20 protein-coding genes are annotated in these 19,598 nt (G+C 68.7%); 6 read left to right on the forward strand and 14 right to left on the reverse strand.

All coding sequences use genetic code 11. The features are described from left to right. Nucleotide 1: 1 nt before the first annotated feature. From KIT89_RS10575 to KIT89_RS10605, 7 genes are read right to left on the reverse strand one after another with little or no spacing between them, the layout of a single operon-like run. Nucleotides 2–403, reverse strand: a complete 402-nt coding sequence (locus tag KIT89_RS10575; protein WP_297601319.1) for a VOC family protein — start codon at nt 401–403, stop codon at nt 2–4. Continuing rightward, a complete protein-coding gene (locus KIT89_RS10580) occupies nt 400–711 on the reverse strand; it encodes a helix-turn-helix domain-containing protein (protein WP_297601322.1) in 312 nt (103 codons plus the stop codon). The genes KIT89_RS10575 and KIT89_RS10580 overlap by 4 nt, the downstream gene beginning before the upstream one ends. Before the next feature lie 43 nt (nt 712–754). Next, on the reverse strand, nt 755–1,405 hold the full coding sequence (locus KIT89_RS10585; RefSeq protein ID WP_297601324.1) for a prolyl oligopeptidase family serine peptidase: 651 nt from the start codon (nt 1,403–1,405) through the stop codon (nt 755–757). Nucleotides 1,406–1,407: 2 nt separating this feature from the next. After that, complete coding sequence (locus tag KIT89_RS10590) at nt 1,408–2,400, reverse strand: serine hydrolase (RefSeq protein WP_297601327.1); 993 nt, start codon at nt 2,398–2,400, stop codon at nt 1,408–1,410. 11 nt (nt 2,401–2,411) lie between these two features. Then, nucleotides 2,412–3,335 (reverse strand): LLM class F420-dependent oxidoreductase, encoded by a 924-nt coding sequence (locus KIT89_RS10595; protein ID WP_297601329.1) that lies wholly within the window; start codon nt 3,333–3,335, stop codon nt 2,412–2,414. A gap of 21 nt (nt 3,336–3,356) precedes the next feature. Next, nucleotides 3,357–4,223: an SMP-30/gluconolactonase/LRE family protein gene (locus tag KIT89_RS10600; RefSeq protein WP_297601332.1), complete on the reverse strand. Its 867-nt coding sequence runs from the start codon at nt 4,221–4,223 to the stop codon at nt 3,357–3,359. A gap of 24 nt (nt 4,224–4,247) precedes the next feature. Beyond that, nucleotides 4,248–5,594, reverse strand: a complete 1,347-nt coding sequence (locus KIT89_RS10605; RefSeq protein WP_297601335.1) for an MFS transporter — start codon at nt 5,592–5,594, stop codon at nt 4,248–4,250. Between the two features lie 113 nt (nt 5,595–5,707). Between KIT89_RS10605 and KIT89_RS10610 the strand changes: the two genes are divergently transcribed. Further along, nucleotides 5,708–6,550 carry a LysR substrate-binding domain-containing protein gene (locus KIT89_RS10610; RefSeq protein WP_297603956.1) on the forward strand — a complete coding sequence of 281 codons (843 nt, stop codon included), beginning with the start codon at nt 5,708–5,710 and terminating at the stop codon, nt 6,548–6,550. Between the two features lie 9 nt (nt 6,551–6,559). Here KIT89_RS10610 and KIT89_RS10615 read toward each other — a convergent pair whose 3' ends face one another. After that, nucleotides 6,560–7,135 carry a TetR/AcrR family transcriptional regulator gene (locus KIT89_RS10615; protein ID WP_297601339.1) on the reverse strand — a complete coding sequence of 192 codons (576 nt, stop codon included), beginning with the start codon at nt 7,133–7,135 and terminating at the stop codon, nt 6,560–6,562. Nucleotides 7,136–7,200: 65 nt separating this feature from the next. Here KIT89_RS10615 and KIT89_RS10620 point away from each other — a divergent pair, with 65 nt between their 5' ends. The 4 genes from KIT89_RS10620 (at nt 7,201) to KIT89_RS10635 (ending at nt 11,387) form a co-directional block, all read left to right on the forward strand. Further along, on the forward strand, nt 7,201–8,184 hold the full coding sequence (locus KIT89_RS10620) for an SDR family NAD(P)-dependent oxidoreductase (protein ID WP_297601342.1): 984 nt from the start codon (nt 7,201–7,203) through the stop codon (nt 8,182–8,184). A gap of 142 nt (nt 8,185–8,326) precedes the next feature. Then, nucleotides 8,327–9,361: an acyl-CoA dehydrogenase gene (locus tag KIT89_RS10625; protein WP_297601345.1), complete on the forward strand. Its 1,035-nt coding sequence runs from the start codon at nt 8,327–8,329 to the stop codon at nt 9,359–9,361. Further along, nucleotides 9,355–10,650, forward strand: coding sequence for a bifunctional PIG-L family deacetylase/class I SAM-dependent methyltransferase (locus KIT89_RS10630; RefSeq protein ID WP_297601348.1), 1,296 nt, complete (start codon nt 9,355–9,357; stop codon nt 10,648–10,650). The genes KIT89_RS10625 and KIT89_RS10630 overlap by 7 nt, the downstream gene beginning before the upstream one ends. Next, the gene (locus KIT89_RS10635; protein ID WP_297601351.1) at nt 10,650–11,387 is read left to right on the forward strand and encodes a glycosyltransferase; all 738 of its coding nucleotides are present in this window, start codon (nt 10,650–10,652) and stop codon (nt 11,385–11,387) included. Before KIT89_RS10630 ends, KIT89_RS10635 begins: the two co-directional genes overlap by 1 nt. Here KIT89_RS10635 and KIT89_RS10640 read toward each other — a convergent pair whose 3' ends face one another. Genes KIT89_RS10640 through KIT89_RS10660 form a run of 5 tightly spaced genes read right to left on the reverse strand, consistent with a single transcriptional unit; the run spans nt 11,388 to nt 17,708 of the window. After that, a complete protein-coding gene (locus KIT89_RS10640; protein WP_297601353.1) occupies nt 11,388–12,620 on the reverse strand; it encodes an alpha-hydroxy acid oxidase in 1,233 nt (410 codons plus the stop codon). Nucleotides 12,621–12,623: 3 nt separating this feature from the next. After that, nucleotides 12,624–13,298 (reverse strand): GntR family transcriptional regulator, encoded by a 675-nt coding sequence (locus KIT89_RS10645; RefSeq protein WP_297601356.1) that lies wholly within the window; start codon nt 13,296–13,298, stop codon nt 12,624–12,626. 47 nt (nt 13,299–13,345) lie between these two features. Beyond that, nucleotides 13,346–14,440, reverse strand: a complete 1,095-nt coding sequence (locus KIT89_RS10650; RefSeq protein WP_297601359.1) for a Gfo/Idh/MocA family oxidoreductase — start codon at nt 14,438–14,440, stop codon at nt 13,346–13,348. Next, the gene (locus KIT89_RS10655; protein WP_297601362.1) at nt 14,425–15,114 is read right to left on the reverse strand and encodes a ThuA domain-containing protein; all 690 of its coding nucleotides are present in this window, start codon (nt 15,112–15,114) and stop codon (nt 14,425–14,427) included. Before KIT89_RS10655 ends, KIT89_RS10650 begins: the two co-directional genes overlap by 16 nt. Beyond that, nucleotides 15,111–17,708, reverse strand: a complete 2,598-nt coding sequence (locus tag KIT89_RS10660; protein ID WP_297601365.1) for a glycoside hydrolase family 78 protein — start codon at nt 17,706–17,708, stop codon at nt 15,111–15,113. The genes KIT89_RS10655 and KIT89_RS10660 overlap by 4 nt, the downstream gene beginning before the upstream one ends. 100 nt (nt 17,709–17,808) lie before the next feature. Here KIT89_RS10660 and KIT89_RS10665 point away from each other — a divergent pair, with 100 nt between their 5' ends. Continuing rightward, nucleotides 17,809–18,660, forward strand: a complete 852-nt coding sequence (locus KIT89_RS10665; protein WP_297601368.1) for an NAD(P)-dependent oxidoreductase — start codon at nt 17,809–17,811, stop codon at nt 18,658–18,660. An 11-nt stretch (nt 18,661–18,671) separates the two neighbouring features. On the opposite strand, the gene KIT89_RS10670 is transcribed toward KIT89_RS10665, so the two are convergent. Then, the gene (locus KIT89_RS10670) at nt 18,672–19,556 is read right to left on the reverse strand and encodes an SMP-30/gluconolactonase/LRE family protein (RefSeq protein WP_297601371.1); all 885 of its coding nucleotides are present in this window, start codon (nt 19,554–19,556) and stop codon (nt 18,672–18,674) included. Nucleotides 19,557–19,598: the final 42 nt, after the last annotated feature.

Consider the following 19,598-nt stretch of genomic DNA (forward strand, 5'->3'; position numbering starts at 1 on the left):
TTCAGTTCGTGAGCTGCGCGAGCTGCACCAGGTTTCCGACGGTGTCGTCGATGATCGCGACCGACACCGGCCCGAGATCGGTGACGTCTTGCACGATCTCGACCCCGTCGGCGCGAAGCTGCTCGACCGCAGAGGTCACATCGGCAACGCCGATCGAGAAGAACGGAATGCCCTCTTCTCGCAGGGCCTTCTGCAGCGCCTGCGCTTGCGGATGCTCGTTCGGTTCGAGCGACAGATCTTGGCTCGGTGCGCCATCGGGCAGGCCGACGGTGAGCCAGTGGTGCTCACCGAGCGGAATGTCGGCACGAATCACATAGCCCAGCAATCGCGTGTAGAAGTCGCGCGCGCGGTGCTGGTCGTCGACGAAGACCGACGTGGTGGTGGTGAGGGGGGCGATGGTCATGATGTCTCCTGAGTAGGGCGAGAGGGGTTCGGTGCAGGGAGGGGCTCGAACCAGCGGCGGGCCGTGGCCAGAGCGTCGAGCTCGAGGTGGTGCCGGGTGGTGCGCCCGTCGCGTTCTGCGCGGACGACGCCGGCGTCGACGAGTACGGCGATGTGCTTCGCGACGCCTTGACGTGTGATCGACATGCCGTGCGCGATCAAGCGTGTGCAGATCTCGAACAGCGCCTGACCATCGCGGTCGAGCAGCATGCCCACGATCGCCAGGCGAACGGGGTCGCCCAGCGCCCGAAAGATCTGGTCAGGCGCCACGGGACAAGATTAGGCAACTAAAAGGTTGCCTGTCAAGGGTCGCTCAGTCGACCCAGCCGAGCTCACGCAGCCACTCGGCGCAGTCGCGCGTCCAGTGCACAGCGGCCCCGGCGGCCTCGCCATCGGACACGCCCGCGACGAGCCCGAGCCCATGCCGCCCGTGCGGGTAGACGTGCAATGAGTGCGGCACGGCGTGGCGAGCGAGGGCGCGAGCGAGTCGATAGCTGTGCTCGACCGGAACCCCGGAGTCTTCGGCCGTGTGCCACAGGAACGTCGGGGGCATGCGGGGCGTCACGAGCCGCTCGATCGACAGCGCAGCGCGCCTCCACGGCGGCGCCCAGCGGCCGATCAGCGCGTGACGAGACCCCGCGTGCGTGGGTGTGAGCATCGACACCACCGGGTAGCACAGCACCGCCGCGTCGACGAGGCCGAGGCTTGCCGCGTGGCCGGCGAGGTGGCCGCCTGCGGAGAAGCCGAGGATGCCCACCCGCTGCACGCCATCAGCTCGCAGCTCGGCGACCCGCGAGCGCACGGCCTCGATCGGGCCGGGGTGCCTCGTCGACACGGGGTAGCGCAGCACCGAGCCGTCGAGACCGAGCGAGCGCACCCACTCGACGACGGGTTCGCCCTCGTGGCTCGCGTGATGGGTGTACCCGCCGCCCGGCAGCACGATGATGTGGGGTCGATCGGCCACGATCACGCCCTCGCGAAGACGGTGTTCTGCAGTTCGTCGAAGCGCACCCCTACGTCGGGCTCGGTCGCATCGAGCCGGTTGGTGAGCAGCACGACGCACACCCCGGTCTTCGGCGAGACCCAGAACTGGGTGCCGCTCCAGCCCGCGTGCCCGAACACGCTGTGGTCGATGAGGCCGGGCCGGCGCGGCAGGTTGAACCCGAGACCGAAGTTCTCGAACCGCTTCGCCGGGTCGGCGTCGATGATGTAGAGCCCATCGGTGAGCGGTCGCTGCATCGCGGTGAGCGTCGCCGAGCTCACGACGGCTCCATCGTCGGTCAGCAGCGAGGTGCCGATGGCGAGCAGGTCGGTGGCTCGCGCGGCGGCGCCGGCGGCGGGGTGGCGCAGACGCAGAAGATCGGCTGGGTCGTGGGCGTAGCGCGCGCCGCCGTGCAGCGCGTGCACGTCGTCGGTGTCGAACGACAGACCAGCCGCGCCGACCGCGGCCGTCAGTTCGGCGAACTCTGCCTCGAAGTCGCGCCCGGTGGCGTGCTCGATGAGGGCGGTGACGCCGGCCCACGCGAGGTTGTTGTACCGGCGGGCGGTGCCCGTGATGAACTCGAGGGGGGCGCGCTCGACGGCGTCGCGCAGGGTGGTCGCACCGCCGTGCGCGGGTGCGCCGAGCACGAGATCGACGATGCCCGATGTGTGACTCACGAGGTGCCGCAGGGCCACCTGCGGGTGTGCGAACTCGGGTAGGGCATCCCGAAGCGGAGTGTCGACCGTGAGCAGACCGCGTTCGACCGCCCGCATGGCGGTGAGAGCGACGAGGGGCTTGGTCACCGAATACAGCGCGAAGCGGTCGTCGACTGCGGCGGTGCGACCCTGGTCGGTGCCGAAGGCTTCGAGGTGCAGCACTCCCTTCGTGTCGGCGATGCCGAGCACGGCGACGGGCAGGCGGCCGGCGTCGACGTGTCGGCGCGTCCACTCGGCGGCGGCAGAGAACGAGGGGGTCATGGATGCTCCGCTCACGTCAGTGCCGGCAGCACGTCGGCCGCGATGAGGTCGAGGTGCTCGAGGTCGGTCATGTCGATCGTCTGCAGGTAGACGCGATCGACCCCCAGCTCGGTGAGAGCACCGAGCCGGTCGGCAACCTCAGTGGGAGTGCCGACGAGCCGCTCGCCGTGGTCTGACGCGGGGTCGATGCCCACGGCGGCGCAGCGCCGCGCGATCTCGGCCGCGTCACGGCCGACGACGGTCGGCCACGCGATCGAGACATCGAGCGTGGCGGGGTCGCGGTCTTCTTCGACGCAGATCGCGCGCACGTTGGCGATCACCTCGGCGAAGCTCTCGAGCGAGCGGAAGCCGATGTTGAACTCGGTGGCATAGCGAGCGGCGAGCTGGGGCGTCTTTCGCGGCCCGCCGCCGCCGACGATGACGGGCATGCGCTCTTGCACGATCTTGGGCAGCGCGGGCACGTCGACGAGCGTGTAGTGGTCGCCCTCGAACGAGAAGGTGGCGCCGTCGGGGGTGGCCCAGTAGCCGGTCATGATCGCGAGCTGCTCGTCGAGCATGCCGAACCGCTTGTCAGGAAAAGGGATGCCGAACGCCTCGTGCTCGCGCGCGTACCAACCGGTGCCCAGACCGAACTCGACGCGACCGCCCGACATCTGATCGACCTGCGCCACCTGCACAGCCAGGATGCCGGGGTGCCGGTGAGTGGCCGAGCTCACGAGGGTGCCGAGGCGAATCGTGCTCGTCTCGCGGGCGAGCCCTGCAAGGGTGGTCCACGCGTCGGTGGGGCCCGGCAGGCCGTCGTCGTCGCCCATCACGAGGTAGTGGTCGCTGCGAAACCAGGCGTGAAAACCGAGTCGTTCAGCGTGCTGTGCGTGGGCGACGATCGTGTCGTAGGTGGCGCCCTGCTGGGGCTCGGTGAAGACGCAGAACTGCATGAGTCGAGCCTACGGCGCGAGTCAGTGGCGTGAGGCCAGCACGGGTGCCCCAGCCACGTCGACTCGGGTGCAGAAGACGGCGCCCGCGTGAGGCTCGAGTGCGCGATCGATCTTGACCGACGAGGTCGTGATGAACAGCGTGCGGCCGTCGTCGCCACCGAGCGTGCACGCGGTGACGTGGCTCACCGGCAGCGTGACGACGTCGGTGAGCTCGCCGTCTGCCGTGTAGCGATGCACGGCAGAGCCGCCCCACAGCGCGACCCAGATGCCACCCTCGACGTCGACGCACAGGCCGTCTGGGGTGCCCTCGGCGGGGTCGATCTCGACGACCACCTCGTAGTCTGCCCACGGGCCATCGTCGGCGGGCAGCCGATAGCGGCGCACCTGCTGCGTCGGCGAGTCGACATACACCGCGCTCGCGCCGTCGGCGCCGAACGCGAGCCCGTTCGAGATGGTGACGCCGTCGAGCACCGTGGTGGTCGACCCGTCGAGCTCGAGGCGGTGCAGCGAGCCTCGACCCTCAGCGGCGTCGTAGGCCATCGTTCCGCAGAGAAATCGACCCTGGGTGTCGCACGCGCCGTCATTCATGCGCACGCTAGGGTCGCTCCATATCTCGGGCAGCGTCGAGAGGTCGCCCTCGGCCGACAGCAGCGCGAAGCCGCGCTCGACGGCGATCACGAGCCCACCGTCGACCCGCGGGCGGAAGGCTGCGGCGACGTCGCCGACGCGCAGCCGTTCGACGAGGGCGCCCGAGCCGTCGATCGTCACGATCTCGCCCGCGAGCATGTCGACGAATCGCAGCTGACCGGTGGCATCGAACCAGACCGGACCTTCGCCGTGCTCGGCCAGAACGTCGGTGAGAAGGGTGGCTGCTCGCGTGTCGACCATGGTGTCGACCCTAACGTCGTAGCCCTAACGCTCGGCGGGAGTGATGCGCGAGCTCGCCACGATCGACACAATCGACTCGCCGCGTCTGAGCCGCACCTGCAGCCGCAACGAGCCCGAGCGGGCGATGAGAATGCCGATGACGACACCTGCGAGCGCGGGCACCGAGCCCGAGATGACGAGCGCGGTCTGGGGCCCGAGCAGCTCTGCGAGGCTGCCCATGAGCGGCCCGCCGATGGCCTGCCCGCCGACCATGATGATGACGTAGAACGACATGACGCGGCCCCGGATGCCCGGGTTGCAGCTCAGCTGCACGAGCGAGTCGGCCATGATCGCGTAGACGAGTCTGGCGATGCCGACTCCGACGAGCAGCGCGAGAAAGACGGCGTACCAGGGCGCCAGCCCGGCCATGGCCTGCAGGCTTCCGTAGATGATGACCGCGGTGATGATGGTGCGCAGGCGCAGCGTGCGCAGCCGCGTCGACAGCAGAGCGCCGGTGAGGGCGCCGACGGCGACGAGCGAGGTGTAGAGCCCGTACCCGGTCGAGCCCGTCTCGTAGACCTCGTTGGCGAAGCCGGTGAGAATCACGGGCAGCGGCATGCCGAAGACGGCGACGAACATGAGCATGAGCATCGGCCAGAAGATGGTCGGCTTCGAGCGGGCGTACCGCAGAGCTTGACGAATCTGGCCGCTCTGCCGCGGCTGCACCGGAAGGATGCGCAATTCGTCGCTGCGCAGCGTGGCGAGGGTGATGACGACCACGGTCGCCGCGATCGCGTTGGCGCCGATGGCCCAGCCCGACCCGGCGACGGCGATGATGACGCCGGCGACGGCCGGCCCGATAAAGCCGCCGAAGTGGAAGACCGAGGCGTTGAGGCTGATGGCGTTCTGCAGCAGCTTCGGCTCGACCATCTCGCTCACGAGCACGACGCGGGCGGGGCTCTCGACGACGAAGACGCAGCCGATCACCGCCGAGATGACGTACACGTGCCACAGTTCGACGACGCCGGTCAGGGCGAGTGTGGCGAGCAGCGCGCTCAGGGCGCCGAAGACCGAGTAGACGACCATGAGCAGCTTGCGCTTCGAGAAGCGGTCGGCGATGACGGCGCCGTACGGCCCCAGCAGCAGCATCGGGCCCCACTGCAAGAAGACGGTCAGACCGACGGCGGCGATGTTGCCGGTGATCTCGAGCACGAGCCAGTCGGTGGCGATGCGCTGCATCCACCCAGCAGTGTGGGCGAGCAGCTGCGAGCCCTGAAACCGGCGGTAGTTGAGCACCTGCAGCGATGAGAACGAGTCGCGCAGGCTCGGAGTTCCGCGGTGCACCGGAATCGGCTCGGTGGGCGGAAACGCTGGAGCGGTGGGATTCGGCACGGTTCTTCAGTCGCGAGCGGTGGGCAGTGCATCCACCCTATGGTCGCCCCGGCCATAGCGAGCAATAATGACGGCTATAAGTGACATGACGAAACGCAATGAAAGGCGGCACCGTGCTCGACCCCGTGTTCTTGCGCAGCTTCGTAGCCGTCGCCGATCTGGGCAGCTTCACCCGAGCCGCCGTGGCCCTGTCGCTCAGTCAGCCCACGATCAGCCAGCACGTGCGCAAGCTCGAGGCAGCGTGCGACCGCACTCTCATCGATCGCGACACGCGCGCGGTGCGTTTGACCGATGACGGGGATGCCCTGCTCGGGTTCGCGCGCACCATTCTCGCCGCGCACGATCAGGCGGTCGGATACTTTCGCGGCTCAGCCATGCGCGGGCGCTTGCGGTTCGGCGCCGCCGACGATCTCGCCCTCACCCAGCTGCCGCAGGTGCTGCGCGACTTTCGCCAGTCGAACCCGCAGATCACCCTCGAGCTCACGGTGGGGCAGAGCGGTGCCCTCATCAGGCGCCTCGAGGCCAGCCAGCTCGACCTGGTGTACGTCAAGCACGAGAGCGGCGAGACCACGGGCAGGCGCGTGCGGCGAGACCGCATGGTGTGGGTGGCCCACCGCGGGTTCGTCATGCCGCAGGCCGGCCCGGTGCCGCTCATCGCCTACCCCAACCCGAGCCTGTCGCGCACGCGCGCGATCGACGCGCTCGAGAGTGCCGGCCGAACGTGGCGGGTCACGTGCACGGTGCGCGAGGTGAACGGTGCACTCGCAGCGGTGCGTGCGGGACTCGGCGTGGCGGTGTTTCCGTCGTCGTTGATTCCGGGCGACCTCGCCGCCCTGCCGTCGACCCTCGAGCTGCCCGAGCTCGGCGAAGTCGACTTCACGCTGCTGGCGCGCGTCGGGGCTGCAGAAGACCCCATCGCTGCACTCAGTGCCGCGATCGTCGAACGGTCGGGGTGAGCGCTGCCGCTATCGCGAGCTGACGACGTCGAGCACGGTGCGCACTCGCGGAAGGGCATCCTGCACTCGATGCACGAGATCGGGGCCGTCGTCGTCGGCGAGCCAGGTGTGCAGCGAGCGCACGAACAGGGCGAAGCCGATGGCCGAGAGCACGTCGGCGTGCTCGGCGGCAAACCCGCGCTCGATGAGCGCCTCGGTGACCGCCTGCTGCCAGCGCGCCTGCTTGGCGAGCTCGCGGCCGGTGAGTGAGACCTCGGTGTCGACGATGCGCTGCCGGGCGCGCAGGACGTCGCGCCCCGGTTGCATGGCCTCGGCGAGCGAGGTCAGCGCGCGGTTCATGAGGTGCTCGGCCGACACCGGCCCGGTCGGTTCGAGAATCGTCGCGATGAGGTGCGGCATGAGCGAGTCGTCGTCGGAGAACAGCACCTCTTCTTTGTCGCCGAAGTGTCGAAAGAAGGTGCGCGCCGTCACCCCGGCCCGCGCGGCGATCTCGTCGATCGTCGTCGCCCCGTAGCCGCGCTCGACGAAGAGACCGAGCGCAGCATCGACGAGTCGAGCGCGAGAGTCGGTGGGCCATCGGGGCATGCGGCAACTCTAGTGTCGGTCGAGACCCAGTTGTGTCAGTTCATGACATCACCTATTCTGCAGCTATGACAGTTTCTGACATCACTCGTCCCACCGTCCTCCTCACCGGCCCGACCAGCGGCATCGGCGTCGGAATGCTCCGCGCGCTCCTGCGGCACCCCTCCCGCCCCCACCTGCTGCTGCTCGCCCGCAATGCGACTGCTCTGGATGCCGCACTCGAGCAGGCGCGAATCGCGGGGCTCACTGCCCACGGAGTGCGGGTCGACCTCGCCGACCTCGCCTCGGTGCAGCGGGCGCTCGCCGAGGGGCGAGCCCTCATCGATGCAGGAGTGATCGCTCCGATCGATGCGGCCCTGCTCAACGCCGGCACGCAGTTCATGTCGCGCGCGAAGCGCGGCGAGCAGGGCCATGAGCGCACCTTCACCGTCAACGTCATCGCTCAGCATCTGCTCGTGACCGGCCTCGAGCCGCTGCTGGCACCGCGTGGGCACGTCGTGGTGATGGGCTCGTCGACGCACCGCGGCAAGAAGCAGTCGTTCAATCTCATCCCCGACCCGCAGTGGCAGGCGCCCGCCGAGCTCGCCACCGCCGACCCGCACGAGGCCCCGACCGAGGCCGCCGGGCGTGAGCGCGGCGGCATCGCCTACGCCTCGAGCAAGCTCGCGCTCGTCACCGCGGCGCACGTCTGGGCCGAGCGGCTCGCCGCGACGGGTCGACGTCTCAACACGTACGACCCCGGGCTGACGGTCGGCACCGGCCTCGTGCGCGACATGTCGGCCTTCCGCTACTGGGTGTGGAAGAACATCATGCCCATCATGGCGCTGCACCCCAAGGCGACCACCTCGCGCATCACGGGGCGGCACGCGGTTGCGCTCGCCCTCGGCGATACCCACATTGGTGTGAACGACGGCTATGTCGAGATCGGCAAGCTGACCCAGGCCGAGCAGGTGACCTTCGATGCTGAGCGCCAACGAGGTCTCGTGCGCTGGCTCGACGAGGTCACCGGGCCCTTCACGGCGATCGACAAGACTGCGCGGGCATCGAGCTAGGTGCGTGAGGGCCTTGCTCTCCGAGCGACCACGACAGAGAGTGAGTGCCGTGTCAACCCGTTGATGCGATGTCGGCGACGCGAGACAGTGACGAGCATGACTCGCTCGCGGCACTGCCCGTTTCACATCGAAAGCTGACTGCATGACCTCGCTACCGGCGGTGACCATCGACTCGACACCGCACGACGCGGGGCCGATGACGGTGCTCGCCGCTCGCCACGCCCCGCGTGAGCTCGACGACTCACTCGCGACTGCCCAAGCACTGGGCCGAGTCTTCACCGCTGCTCCCCGCCGCGACCTGATCGACGAATGGGAGGCCCTCGCGACGCTCGCGTCAGTCGACGTCGGTGCAGCGCGCACCATCGAGCCGCACATCGACGCCCTCTCGATTCTGCGGGATGCTCGCCGCACGGCGTTCGACGGCTTCGAGGTGACGGCACTGCTGTGGGGAGTGTTCGCGGCAGAGGGAGGCGACGAGCCACTCGTCGCGACGCCGAGTGGGCAGACTGCGACGCTCGACGGTGTGAAGCCGTGGTGCTCGTTGGCAGGCCGTCTCGATGCCGCGCTCGTCACGGCGCGCGTCGAGGGCGACGACGAGCGCTCGCTGTTCGCGGTGCATCTCGACGAGGGAGTCACCGTCGACGACTCGGCGTGGGTAGCACGAGGGCTCACCGAGATTCCGAGCGCACCGGTGCGCTTCACCGCAGTGAGGGCGGTGCCCGTCGGCGGGCCTGGGTGGTATCTGCAGAGGCCGGGGTTCGCATGGGGCGGTGTCGGGGTCGCCGCCTGCTGGTACGGAGGGGCCGTCGGCATCGCCCGCGCCGTGCTCCACGCTGCGGCAGCATCGCGCGACCCCCACGCTCTCGCACATCTCGGTGCCGTGGACGAGTTGCTGCACTCCGCTCGACGAGCGATCGCTGAGGCCGCCGAACTGGCGACGCTCGACGACGGAGCCCATCGACTGACCGCCAAGCGCGTGCGGGCGACCGTCGCCCGTGTCTGCGATGAGATCATCGATCGCGCGCACCGAGTGCTCGGCCCTGCGCCGCTCGCGCTCGACGTCGAGTACACGAAGCGAGTCGCCGACCTGCAGCTCTATGTGCGCCAGCATCGCGCCGAGCGAGATCTCGCTTCGCTCGGTGCGTCTCTGACCGACAGCGAGCGACGCCCATGGTGACGTTCGACAGTCGCGTCGCAGGCACCGACCCCGAGGCCTGGCGGCGAGATGCACGACTCCGCTCAGCGCCCCGCTTTACCCTCGACGACCTTGTCGAGCTCGTCGTCGTGGCCGCGCACCCCGACGACGAGACGCTGGGTGCCGGGGGGCTCATGGCTGAAGCATCGCGTCGGGGTGTGCCGATCAAGGTCATCGTCGTGACCGATGGTGCCGGTTCGCACCCTGGCAACCCGGCGATCGCCGACGAGCGATCGCGTGAGCTCGCCTCTGCCGTGACGCGCGTCGCGCCCGACGCGTCGCTCTTGCAGTTGCGTCTCGCCGACGGGCGAACGCTTGAGCAGCGAGAGACCGTGCGGTCGCTGCTCGAACCGCTCATCGAGTCGGCCTCACCCGCGGCGCACATCGTGGCACCCTGGCGTGGTGACGGGCACCGCGATCATCGCGTGGTCGGTGAGGTCGTGGCCGAACTGACCGGCTCGCGCGTACTGCTCGAGTACCCCGTGTGGATGTGGCATTGGGCCGAACCGGGGTCGGCAGACGTTCCATGGGGTCGCATGGTCGCCGTCGAGATTGATCGCGCGCTCAAGCAGCGCGCTCTGCGTGACTTTCCGTCGCAGATGGGCGGCGATGCTCCGGTGCTGCGCCCTGACATGCTCGCGAACTTCGACCGTGGCACTGAGTACTTCTTTGTCACCACGAACTCGATGCCGAGCGACTACTTCGACGACGTGTACGCCAGGCATCGCGACCCGTGGGGGTTCGAGTCTCGGTGGTACGAGTCGCGCAAGCTGTCGATCACCGTTGCGAGCCTGCCTGATGAACGGTACGAGCGTGCCCTCGAGATCGGATGCTCGATCGGGGTGCTGACCGAAGCTCTTGCAGCGCGATGCGACGAGGTGCTCGCGATCGACATCGCTCAAGCTGCGGTCGATCGTGCGCGGCGTCGACTGGGTCGACGTGCACGCGTCGAGCGCGTTGATGCTCTGCGCGACTTTCCCGAGGGCCCATTCGACCTCATCGTGCTCTCAGAGACCGGGTACTACTTCGACGCCAGAGGCCTCGACGCCCTCCTCGACGAGATCGAGAACGCCATGACTGCGAGCGGAACGCTGCTCGTCTGCCACTGGAGGCATCCGGTTGGCGACTACCCGCTCACGGGCGCTCAAGTGCATCGCCGCGTCGTCGCGCGCGGGCTTCCGCTCATCGCGCACCACAGCGAAGCCGACTTCATCCTCGCGGTGTTCTCACGCGACGGTCGCTCGGTCGCTCGCCGCACGGGGCTGATCTAGTGCACGTCGGCGTGGTCGTGCCCGCCCGCGACGAGCAAGCCTTCATCGCTCGCTGTCTCGACGCGCTCGCAGTCGCTCGAGAGCGCGTCACTGTGCCCGTCACAGTCGTCGTCGTGGCCGACTCGTGCGATGACGCCACGGCGGAGGTGGCGTCGAGTTTCGCCGACGTCATCGTGCGTCGAGTCAACGATGGCAATGTCGGCGCCGCGCGCAGCGTCGGATCACGAATCGCGCTCGATCAGGGTTGCACGTGGCTCGCCCACACCGACGCCGACTCTGTCGTGCCACCCCACTGGATCCACGAGCAGGTCATGCTCGCGAATGCAGGCTATGACGTCATCGTCGGCACAGTGCGCCCCGACTTCGCCGACCTCTCTGCGGCCCACGTCGAGCAGTGGCGTGCGACGCATGAGCGCGGCAAGCCCAACGGTCACGTGCACGGCGCGAATCTCGGGGTGCGCGCGGCGACGTACCGGTCGGTCGGCGGATTCGCGCATCTTGCCGAGCACGAAGACAACGACCTCGTCGATCGACTCGTCGCGATGGATGCAGCGATCATCGCGAGCGATCGCGCCGAAGTCATGACGTCGGGCCGACTGCAAGGGCGGACAGCGGGCGGCTACGCCGGGTACCTTCGGCAGGTCGCCGCTGACCTCGAGATCACGCAGTGGGCTCGAGGCGAAGAGAAGGGCCCCGCCGCGAAGACCACCACAGCCTCGCGACGGGGCCCGGCCTAGTCAGCCGCGCGGTACCAGCCGCTGCAACTGGGTCACGTGCCCCGGTTCTAGCTCGTCGAGCGAGCGTACTCCGAGAAGCTTCATGGTGCGCACGATCTCTTCGCGCAGAATCTCGATCGCCCGATCGACACCCTCCCGCCCGCCGGCCATGAGGCCGTAGAGGTAGGCGCGGCCGATGAGGGTGAAGCGCGCGCCGAGCGCGATGCTCGCCACGATGTCGGCGCCCGACATGATGCCCGTGTCGAGGTGCACCTCGGTGTCGTTGCCGACCTCGCGCACCACGGCGGGCAGCAGGTGAAAGGGGATGGGTGCACGGTCGAGTTGCCGACCGCCGTGGTTCGAGAGCGTGATGCCGTCGACGCCGAGGTCGGCGAGGCGCTTCGCATCATCGACCGTCTGCACTCCCTTGACGACGAGCTTGCCTGGCCACTGCTGCTTGATCCACGCCAGGTCGTCATAGGTGACGGTGGGGTCGAACATGTGGTCGAGCAGTTCGGCGACCGTGCCCTTCCAGCTCGACAGGCTCGCGAACGCGAGAGGCTCGGTCGTCAAGAAGTCCCACCACCACCACGGGCGGGGCAGAGCGTTGATGATGGTTCCCGCCGTCAGCGCAGGCGGAATCGAGAAGCCGTTGCGCTTGTCTCGCAACCGCGCCCCCGCCACGGGAACATCGACGGTCACGAGCAGCGTGTCGAAGCCTGCGGCAGCTGCCCGGTCGACGAGCTGCATCGACCGTTCGCGGTCTTTCCACATGTAGAGCTGAAACCAGTTGCGGCCCTCGGGTGCCGCTGCGCGAACATCCTCGATGCTCGTCGTTCCCATCGTCGACAGCGAGAACGGGATGCCCGCCGCCGCCGCCGCAGACGCCCCCGCGATCTCGCCCTCGGTCTGCATCATGCGCGTGAACCCGGTGGGCGCGATGCCGAAGGGCAGCTCGACTCGTGACCCGAGAACATGCCAGCCGGTGTCGACCTGGCTCACGTCGCGCAGAATCGCGGGGTGAAACTCGATGTCGCTGAAGGCCTGGCGTGCTCGGGCGAGGCTCAGCTCGCCCTCGGCCGCGCCCTCGGTGTAGTCGAAGGGGGCCTTGGGCGTGCGCCGCTGCGCGATCGCCCGCAGGTCGTGAATGGTGAGCGCGGCGTCGAGGCGGCGCTTCTTGGCATTGAATGTGGGCGACTTGAAGCGCATGAGCGGTGCGAGCTCACGCGGTCGCGGAAAACGGCGTTTCACCATGGTTCAGTCCTTCGCGTGGGTGAGGTCGTAGCGGGCGAGCAGGCGGTCGCGCGCGCCCTCGATGTGCGCGCGCGTGAGGGTGCCGGCGAGCTCGCGGTCGCCGGCGGCGACAGCGTCGAGAATGGCCTGGTGCTGGGCGACGACGTCGTCGAGCGCGAGCAGGCGGTGCGCCTGCACCTGACCGGTGCACAGCTCGATCTCGCCCATGAGCAGCGCGTGCAGGCGGGCCAGGCGCGGCGAGTGCTGCGCTTCGACGAGTGCGCGGTGAAACGCGATGTCGGCTCGCGCGAGCGGCGCGGCATCGGGAGCGGTCGACGCGGCCGCATCGGCGAGCATCCGTTGTGCGGCGATTGCGGCGACCGGCAGCACGCCGTCGGCCGCGAGATTGCGCAGGGCTGCCTCTTCGACGACGGCGCGACTGGCGTAGAGATCGGCGATGTCGTCGCGCGTCAGCTCGGGCACTCGCGCGGTCTTGTGCGCCGTGCGCCGCAGCAGCCCGTCGGCGACGAGCCGCTCGAGGGCGACCTTGGCGGTCGGCCGTGCGACGCCGAAGCGGTCGGCGATCGCCTGCTCGGTGACGGCGGTTCCGGGTGCTTCGCGCTGGGTCAGGATGCTCTCGCGCAGTGCCTCGTAGACCGCATCGGGCACGCGGGTGACGGCGAGGGCTTCACTGCTCATGTCGGCGACAGTAGCAGATTGTTATACAAGTGCACCAGACGAGCGCGTCAGCGTCGAGCCAGCTCGCTCAAGGCAACAGCCGGTGGGCGGGCAGCCGTCGTGCTGATCTCGAGCGTGGACTTCATCCGCGAGGCCGAGAGAATCGACTGCATGACGTCGAGCACGTGCAGGGCGAGCTCGCCGCCGGCTCTCGGTTCGGCACCGGGTGGGGTGGCAGCGAGATCGACCAGGCCGACGCCCCGGCCCGCGTCGATGTAGCCGGCGTTGACCTCGAGCGTGCGCCACTGATTGTCGCCGAGCGACAACAGCTCGGCGGCGCCGTCGAACCGGTTCGGGTCGGGCACCGTGAGCGTGCCCGATTCACCGTGAATCTCGATGCTCGCCGACCGTGTACCGACGGCGTCGAAGCTCATCACGACGGTGCTGAGCGCGCCGCTTGCGTGCTGCAGCAGAGCGGTCACATGCGAGTCGACGGCCACAGAGATCTCGGTGCCCGCCCGCTCGCCGGTGCCGATCACGCGACTGCCGCGCATCCGGCTGCCCATTCCCGACACGGCCACGACCGGGCCCAGGAGGGTGATGAGCGCCGTGAGGTAGTACGGCCCCATGTCGAGCAGCGGGCCACCACCGGGCTGATAGTAGAAGTCGGGTGCCGAATGCCACCGCTCGTGGCCGGGGGTCACCATGGTCGCGGTCGCGGCGATGGGTGTGCCGATCACGCCGTCGTCGATCGCACGGCGTGCCGTCTGCACGCCCGTGCCCAGCACGGTGTCGGGAGCACAGCCCAGGCGAACTCCCGCGGCCGCGGCCGCCTCGACGATGCGGCGACCGTCGGCGGTGTTCGTCGCGAGCGGCTTCTCGCCGTAGACACCACGACCCGCCTCGATCGCTGCGAGGGCGATCGTCGTGTGCTCGGCAGGGATGGTCAGGTTGAGCGCCACATCGATGTCGTCGCGCTGCAGCAACTGCGGCGTGCTCAGGGCGAGCACGCCGGGCCGAGCGTCGGCGACTGCGATCGCCCGCGCGGCATCGAGGTCGCTCACGGCGACCAAGTGCAGGTCTGCGAGCGAGTCGATCGATCGCAGGTATTGGCCAGAGATGGTGCCGATACCGACGACGCCGACTCTCAGCGGCTCGCCCACAGCAAGCCCCGCTCGATGATGGTGCGCACCGACGGGTGGTCGAGCACCTCTACGCGATGCCCGGCCGTGCAGACGAAGACGCGGCCTGCTCCCCACTGACGCGTCCACACCGACGGGCTGACCACGGGCCGCTGCCAGGCGTCGAACGGTCGTGCCGCGATCGTCGTCGTCGCGAGCACGTCGTTGTAGGCATCGCTCAGCACCCAGTACTGCTCTGTCGTCAGCTCGAAGTCGTCGAGCCCGGCAACGATCGGGTGGTCGCGGCGCTCGGGCACGATCTCGATGGTGTGCGTCAGGTAATTGTCTGACTGCTCGCCGATGCGCTTCTCGGGCTCGATGCCCGCGTGGTGGGCGAACTGCCCTCCGATCATGTGCAGATAGTCGGCGCTGTCGCGATACGAATCAGCGATGCCGCCGTGCCAGCCGCCCAGGCCTGTTCCGTTGCGCACCGCGGCGGTGAGGCCAGCGAGGTGAGCGGCATCGATCGTGCTCATGGTGTTCGCCTGCATGATGAGGTCGACGGTCGCCATGTAGTCGGCGTCGGCGTAGACCTCGGTCGCCTCCTCGACGCGCACCGTGAAGCCGTTGCGCTCGAGATGAGGGATGAACCGCTCAGTCGCTTCTCGGGGTTGGTGGCCATCCCAGCCTCCGCGAACGACGAGCGCAGTCTTCATGATGCGACGGTAGCCCACTCGGCACGCACCTCGTGCTCGCCCGAGCTGAGTGGGTAGACATCGTCATCGCCCAGGTCGAGCACCGCCTCGGTGCCCACCGGAACACGCATCGTGATGACGAGCTCGTCGCCCTCTCGCTTCCAGGCGATCGCCGCGCGGCCGTAGGGGGTCTCGTGTTCGGCCCTCGCCCACGTGAGACCGCCCCCGGGTCGCGGGGCGAACCTGATGCGCCGATAGCCGGGAGCCGCGGGGGCGAGGCCGGCGACCACACGGTGCATCCAGTCGGCGACGGCGCCGAGCGCATAGTGGTTGAACGAGGTCATCGTGCCGGGGTTCACCTCGCCGTTGGGCAGCAGGCTGTTCCAGCGCTCCCAGATCGTGGTCGCGCCCTGCGTCACCGGGTAGAGCCACGACGGGCACTCGGTCTCGAGCAGCAGGTCGTAGGCCGCCTCGAGCTCACCCTCTGCGCTCAGTGCGTCGCAGACGAGCGGCGTGCCCACGAATCCGGTCGCGATGCGGTTGCCCGATTCGCGCACGAGCTCTGCCAGCCGACGTGCCGCAGGCCGGCGCAGCGACGCGGGCAGCAGATCGAAGGCGAGTGCGAGCGCGTAGGCCGTCTGGGCATCGCTCGTCATCGTGGCGTCGTCGTTCACGTATTCGCCGACGAAGGCGTCGCGCGCTGCCTCAGCGAGCGTGCCGTAGCGCGCAGCGTCGTCGTCTCGGCCGAGCAGCGCTGCCATCTGCGACACCTTGCGTGCCGAAGCGCAGAAGTAGGCGCTCGCCACGAGGTGCCGGTCGGTGCGCGCATCGGCCGGGTCTTGCGGGGGTGCGGCGGGGTCGAGCCAGTCGCCGAGTTGAAAGCCCTCGTTCCAGAGGTGATCGTCGCCCGCGAGCGAGTCGATGAGGTCGACCCAGCGTCGAGCGCTCTCGAACTGACGCTCGACGACACCGAGGTCGCCGAAGCGTTCGAAGAGAGTGAGAGGGGTGAAGGTGGCCACGTCTCCCCAGGCCGCGCCAGGTCTGATGGGAGTCCACATGTGATGAGCGGGGATGACGGGCACGTACCAGGGGATCGTGCCGTCATCGAGCTGCTCGCGCGCGACATCTTGCAACCACCCCGCGAGCATGCCCGACGTATCGAACAAGAAGCTCGCGGTCGGGGCGAAGACCTGCAGGTCGCCCGTCCAGCCGACGCGCTCATCGCGCTGCGGGCAGTCGGTGGGAATGTCGACGAAGTTGCCGCGCATGCTCCAGACGACGTTCTCGTGCAGCTGGTTGAGCATGTCGTTCGACGACTCGAACCACCCGGTGCGCTGCAGGTCAGAGTGATAGACCCGCGCGACGATGTCGCCGAGGTCGACGGCGGCATCGAGGTCGCCGGGCCACCCGTCGATCTGCAGATACCGGAAGCCGTGAAACGTGAAGCGCGGCTCCCACTCTTCGGGTGCGGCACGGCCGGCCAGCGTGTACGAGTCGGTCGAGCGGGCATCCCGCAGCGGCCTCGTGTAGATCTCGCCCTCTTGCATGACTTCGGCGGTGCGCATCGTCACGGTCACCCCGCGCTCGCCGCGAACCCTGATGCGCGGCCGGCCGACGAGGTTCTGACCGAAGTCGAGCACCGCAGCGCCTGACGGCGTGCGCAGCACCGCGACGGGCCGCACCTCTTGCGTGCATCTGACGGGCGGCCCCGAGGGCGCTCGCAGCGTTGCCGGGTCGCGTTCTGCGATGGCGACCGCGCTCCACGCGCTCGCGTCGAAGCGCGGAGTCGACCAGCCGTCGAACTCGTCGCGTGCGTCGTAGTCTTCACCGTCGTAGATGCCCGAGCGCACGATCGGAGCGGGTGCCGCGCACCATGAGCCGTCGGTCGCGATCGTCTGACGGCGGCCATCGGCGTAGACCAGTTCGAGCTGCGCGATGAACGACAAGTCGCTGCCGAAGAGGTTGCGAAAGCCGCCTCGCCACCCGAGTCGCCCCCGATACCAGCCGTCGCCGAGCCAGGCGCCGATCGCGTTCTGCCCCTGGGTGATGTGCGCGGTGACGTCGTAGGTGTAGTACCGCAAGTGCTGCGGGTAGACCGTCCAGCCGGGTGAGAGTGCGTCGTCGCCGACGCGCGCACCGTTGATCTCTGCCTCGTAGAGCCCATGGGCGCTCGCGTAGAGCCGTGCCGAGACCAGGTCGGCGTCGACGGTGAACGTGGTGCGCACGAGGGCGGCGCGTCGGTCGTCTGACTCGGGGTCTTCTGGCCACGCTGGCCCGACGGGAGCAGCGCGCCAGTCGCGCGCGGCGAGCAGCCCCGCCTCGAGATGGGTCTCGTCGCTCCACGGCGACCATTCGTCGTCGGCGCCGCGCACGCGCACCCGCACGACGGCGCGCTCGCGTGACGAGAGCGGAGCGTCTGGCCAGTCGACGAGCACCTGGTCGGGCGAGTCGACGCTGAAGGTCGTCGTCGTGCCGCGCGACACTTCGACCTCATAGCCCTTCTGCACCCAGCCGGGCCCGGCGCTCGACTTCCACGACAGTCGCGGTCGCGCCTCGCCGATGCCGAGGGGTTCACGGTGGTGCTCGACGGTGAGCGCGAGAATGCGGGCAGTCACAAGAGTCCTCACTGAATATTCGTGCAGCCATGCATGAGAATGCTGTCGCTGTCATACTAGGTGATGCACCCAGAACCGCACGAGCCCCGGGAGGCCGTTCATGCACGTCGCCGTGACAGGTAGCTCAGGAACCCTGGGGCGCTACGTCGTCGAGCAACTCAGGTCAGACGGCCACGATGTCATCGGTTTCGACCTCGCGGGCCCTCAGGGAGTCGGCTTCACACGCGTCGACCTCGCCGACTACGGGCAGGTGCTCGACGCCCTGCACGGCATCACCGCGCGCCACTCGGGGCTCGACGCCCTCGTGCACCTCGCCGCGATTCCAGTCAATGGTCTCGTGCCCGATGTCACGACGTTCCACTCGAACATGACGGTGAGCTTCAACGTCTTCCACGCGGCGATGCGAGTCGGCATTCCGACGATCGTCTACGCCTCGAGCATCACCGCCATGGGGTTTCCGTTCATGGATGCTCCCGCAGCGCTGCCCGTCGACGAGAGTGCGAGCGAGGCCAACAACACCTACGGCCTCGTGAAAGTGCTCGAAGAGACCATGGCCGCCCAGCTCGTGCGCTGGAAGCCTTCACTGTCGGTGACCGCACTGCGCTTCACGAACGTTGTCGCACCCGGGCAGTACTCCACCTTCGCGCGCGCCGCCGACGTGAGCTACCGTCGCGACCTCATCGGCACCTACATCGACGCGCGCGACGGAGCCCTCGCGGTATCACTCGCCCTCGCTGCCGCCGAGCCGGGGTTCGAGGTCTACAACATCGCTGCGCCCGACTCGGGGCTCGAGATCGTGAGCGACGACCTCGCCGCCACCTGGTTTCCTGACACGCCGATCACGCGACCGCTCGGGCGGTTCGAGTCGCTCATCGACACGACCAAGGCGCAGTCGCGGCTCGGCTTTCACGCGCAGCACCTCTGGCGAGACGAGTTCGCGCGCGAGTCGTGAGTGGCTCGTGATCACCGCGAACGCACGGCAGCAGCATCCCGAGTCGTCGTCCGCAGCCGGTAGAGGCTCGTCGTTGCGGTGATGAACAGGTCGGTGCCGTCTGGCCCGCCGAAGCACACGTTCGATACCGTCTCAGGCACGGCGATGCGCTCGAGCAGCGCGCCGTCGTGAGAGAAGACCTGCACCGAGTCGGCGCTCGACGACCAGATGCGGCCGTCGACATCAACACGAAGCCCATCGGTGGCACCGGGAGTCACCGCGACGACCTCGCGGCCCTCGGCGACCTCGCCGTCACGCACCCGGTAGGCCCTGATCGCCCTCGGTGCACCCTCGATCTGCAGGTAGCCGGTGTCGGCGACATAGAGCGTCGTCTCGTCGGGCGAGAACGCCAGGCCGTTCGGATGCACCATGTCGGTGATCACGGCGGCGACCTCGCCGCTGGAGGGGTCGAACCTGAAGACGAAGCAGCCGCCGTACTCGGGCTCGGCCGGGTGGCCCTCTCGCCCGCTCTCATGGATGCCGTAGGGAGGGTCGGTGAACCAGACGGCGCCGTCTGACGTCACCACGACATCGTTCGGCGAGTTGAAGCGCCGACCCTGCCACTCAGCGCAGAGCGACGTGATCGTTCCGGCGTCATCGCGCTCGACCTGCCGACGGCCGTGCGAGCACTGCACCACTCGACCTTCGCGATCGAGCGTTCGGCCATTCGCGAAGCCCGAGTCGTGGCTGTAGACCGTCGTCTCTCCCGTCGCCGCGTGCCACTCAAGCACGCGGTTGCCCGGCACGTCGCTGAAGCGAACGCGACCAGGGGCCGGAAGCCAGACGGGCCCCTCTGCCCACTCGCACCCCGTCGCGAGTCGTTCGAGAGTGTCGCTGACGGCGATCGCAGAAACCATGGCTACCACTCTGCCACCACGCTGAATAGAATTGCGCTACAG

This window comes from Microcella sp. (assembly GCF_025808395.1).
In the GTDB taxonomy this organism is placed as follows: domain Bacteria; phylum Actinomycetota; class Actinomycetes; order Actinomycetales; family Microbacteriaceae; genus Microcella.